The organism is Asanoa sp. NPDC050611 (assembly GCF_040654855.1).
Taxonomy (GTDB): Bacteria; Actinomycetota; Actinomycetes; order Mycobacteriales; family Micromonosporaceae; genus Asanoa.
Window position 1 is genome coordinate 1 of the sequence record NZ_JBFAIU010000537.1, and the last position, 3379, is coordinate 3379.

Annotated in this window: 3 protein-coding genes and 1 pseudogene; 2 read left to right on the forward strand and 2 right to left on the reverse strand. The window is 73.4% G+C overall.

Annotation, left to right across the window (positions count from 1 at the left end):
- A pseudogene (locus tag AB0H87_RS39750) lies at positions 1-89 on the forward strand (endonuclease IV); the annotation flags it as partial.
- Positions 90-336: 247 nt separating this feature from the next.
- Here the strand turns inward: AB0H87_RS39750 and AB0H87_RS39755 are convergent.
- Together AB0H87_RS39755 and AB0H87_RS39760 are read right to left on the reverse strand one after the other, a co-directional pair.
- Positions 337-1203 carry a C40 family peptidase gene (locus AB0H87_RS39755; protein WP_360158348.1) on the reverse strand — a complete coding sequence of 289 codons (867 nt, stop codon included), beginning with the start codon at positions 1201-1203 and terminating at the stop codon, positions 337-339.
- Positions 1204-1409: 206 nt separating this feature from the next.
- Positions 1410-2486 (reverse strand): dipeptide epimerase, encoded by a 1077-nt coding sequence (locus tag AB0H87_RS39760; RefSeq protein ID WP_360158351.1) that lies wholly within the window; start codon positions 2484-2486, stop codon positions 1410-1412.
- A 46-nt stretch (positions 2487-2532) separates the two neighbouring features.
- On the opposite strand from AB0H87_RS39760, the gene AB0H87_RS39765 reads away from it, so the two are divergent.
- Positions 2533-3327, forward strand: coding sequence for a tyrosine-protein phosphatase (locus tag AB0H87_RS39765; protein WP_360158354.1), 795 nt, complete (start codon positions 2533-2535; stop codon positions 3325-3327).
- The last annotated feature ends 52 nt before the right edge of the window (positions 3328-3379 follow it).

The following is a 3379-nucleotide window of genomic DNA, read 5'->3' on the forward strand; positions in this document are numbered from 1 at the left end:
CCGAGTACTTCGACGCGGTCGACTGGCACCCCCGCCTCGGCGTCTGCTTCGACACCTGCCACGCCTGGGCCGCCGGCCACGACCTGGCCACCCCCTTTTACGCAAGCGAACAGCTCCGGAAACACAGCGCTCACAGACGAGGGCGCCGCCCCGGCTGGTAGGCCAGGGCGGCGTTCTCGCAATGCCGGTGTGCAGGTCGCCTCTCGGCGAGTGGCGCGACGCGGCTCCAGCCGAACGGTATTCCGCGAGGGCAATTTAGGTGAGGCCCGGGGACACTGAACACACCGACACTCGACTCAACCAAGGCCGCCGCCCGCACATTCCCGCGACCGGGATTCAGACCCTGTGCGCTGCCACCAGCGTCTCCGACCGCGCTGCCGACAGCGGCTCCTCGACCACCCGCCGCTGGGTGTAGCAGGCGTGCAGCATGCGCCGCGCGCCGGTGACGATGCCCACGTGGTGGATGCGCTTCCCGGGGCGGGCGAAGAAGTAGAGGTCACCCGGCTGCTCCGAGCCCAGCGGAACCGACCGCGTCGCCTCCGCCTGGTCGGCCGCGTCGCGGGGGACCGTCACCCCCAGCCGGCGCCAGGACAGATGGACCAGACCCGAGCAGTCGATGCCGTACGCCGAGAGCCCGCCCCAGACGTAGGGCACGCCCCGCAGCCGGGATGCCACGTCGAGCGGGGCCGGCGGCCGGCCGCCCAGCGGGGAGACCACGTCGGCCGCGGCCACCCAGACACAGTCGGCGTCGCCGGCCCGCACCGGCAACCAACCGTCGACCTCGGCGCCCGCCTGCGCGAGCCGGGTGCCGAGCATCACGTTGGCCAGCACGACCGCGCCGCCGGGCGTCGCGCGCAGATCGGTCGAGGTCGCGTCGACGACAAGGGTGGCGTCGTCGAGCGCGGGGGAGTCGAGGGCCGGCGCGAGCTGCGCCGCCGGGATCCAGCCCGGGTAGCCGCGCCGGTCGCGCACGCCGGGCTGCTGCAGCGCGACCACGCGCACCCAGCCGTCGTCGCGTACCTCGTCGACCCGGACCCGCTCACCGAGCAGCAGCTGGCTGAGCACACCGTCGCCGACCTGTTGTTCCGCCGACATCGACGCGACCCAGGAGGGGATGTCGGCGGTGCGCCCGAGCGCGCGTCTGTCAATCGGACGGACCGCGTCGGGTGTGGACCACAGTGTCGCGACGGCCACCCGTACCATCGCGTCGCTGCCTGCCCGCACCGCCCGTTGCCTGTCCGTTCGCACTCGCCCGCCCCCCGTCCGCACCGCCGACGGGGTCCCCACCCCTGACCGTCAGGCTACGAAAATCTTCGCCAGGCCTCAATCACCCGCTGGAAATCTTCTTCAATCTGACCACTCGACCGACCCCGATGGGCCGACAGACCGGATTGACTCCAGCTAATCGATCAGGCAACGGGAAGGGTCAGCCCGAGGCCGGGCGCGTCCGGGAGGATCACCGTGCCGGGCTCGTAGGAGATGCCGCCGGTGACCGGCGACGACGAGAGCCACCAGGCGGCGTCGAGGTCCGAGACCGCGGTCGTCCCGCAGGCCGCCACGAGGCTGGCCGCGGCGCCGACACCGACCGGGCTCTCCATCATCGTGCCGACGATCGTGCCCATGTCGTGCGCCTCGGCCAGGGCGAGCAGGGTCCGGGCCGGCCCGAGGCCACCGCACTTGGCCAGCTTCACGTTGACCATGTCGGCCGCCCGGTTGCGGATGACCGTGACGAGGTCGCGGATCCCGTACACCGACTCGTCCGCGAGCACCGGCACGTCGACGCGGTCGGTCACCCAGCGCAGTCCCTCGACGTCACGATGGTGTACGGGCTGCTCGACCAGTTCGAGATCGGCGCCGGCGTCCTGGGCCGCGCGGATGATCCGTACCGCCTCCTTGGCCTCCCAGCCCTGGTTGGCGTCGAGCCGGATCCGCGTCCCGGGGCCGGCGGCGGCGCGGACGTCGCGGATCCGGGCCAGGTCGGTGGCCGGGTCGGCGCCGACCTTCACCTTGAGCGCGGTGAACCCCTCGGCGACCCGGGCGCGCGCGGCGTCGGCCACGCCGATCTCGTCGGCCGCGGTCAGCGTCACGTCGGTCGGCACCCGGTCGGTCGTGCCACCGAGCAGATGCGCCAGGGGTACGCCCAGCCGCCGCGCCACCAGGTCGTGCAGCGCGACGTCGACGGCCGCCTTGGCGCCCTCGTTGCCGGCCACCGCCCGCGCGACCGCCCGGCAGAGCGCGGCCAGGTCGTCCGGGTTCCGCCCGAGCAGCAGCGGGCGCAGCATCGACGTGACGCACGCCTCGGCGCCGGCCAGCGAGGCCCCGGTCACCTGCCAGACCTGCGGCGACTCGCCGTAGCCCGAGCGGCCGTCGGTGTCGACGATCTCGACGACCAGGGTCTCCATCGAGGTGGCCCGGCGCAGCGCCGTCACGAACGGCGTGTGCAGCGGCGCGCGTACGCGATGGGTTCTGACATCCTCGATCGTCATGTGCGGCACCCTATCCGGAGGGGCTGTGAGCGACGGGAGGATCTCCATGACGGCGGAGTGGTCGTTGACGGGCGCGCCGAACGCCCGTGACCTCGGCGGACTCGTCGGCGCCGACGGGCGGCGGGTGCGTTCGGGCGTGCTGATCCGCGCGAGCGGGCTCGGCCGCCTGGTCGACGACGACCTGCCGACGCTGGGCAAGCTCGGGCTGTCGTGCGTGCTCGACCTGCGCGCCGCGACCGAGATCGAGGTCGCGCCGCCCGACCGGCTGGTCGGCGAGCCGCGCGTGGTGCACGTGCCGGTGCACGACCCGCAGCACCCGGTCTTCACCTACGTCTCGTCGGTGATGCTCGGGCACGACCTCTCCGCGTACGAGGCCCTGGCCCGCGAGGGCACCACCGGCGCGATGGAGGCGATCTACCGCTGGTTCGTCGCCGGGCCCGCGGCCGCGGTGGCGTTCACCCGCGCGGTCCGGACCGTGGCCGAGGACGCGAACCTGCCGCTGCTCTACCACTGCAGCGCCGGCAAGGACCGCACCGGCTGGCTCTCGGTGATCCTGCTGACCGCGCTGGGCGTCGACCGGGACGCGATCCGGGCCGACTACCTGCGCACGAACGACCTCGCCGACGGCACGAACGAGGCAATCCTGGGAGCGATGCTGGTCCGCCGCCCGAACCTCGACCTCGAGGCGATCCGGCCGGTGCTCGAAGCTCGCGAGTCGTACCTGGCCGCCGCCTACGACGAGGTCGACCGCCGGCACGGTGGCATGGACGGCTACCTGCGCGAGGCGCTCGGCATCGACGACGCGTTGCGCGCCACGCTGCGGGAGCGGCTGCTCGACTAGAGGGTGTGCCGGGCCTTCCAGGCCGCGCCGGAGACGCCCGCGAGCAGGGCGC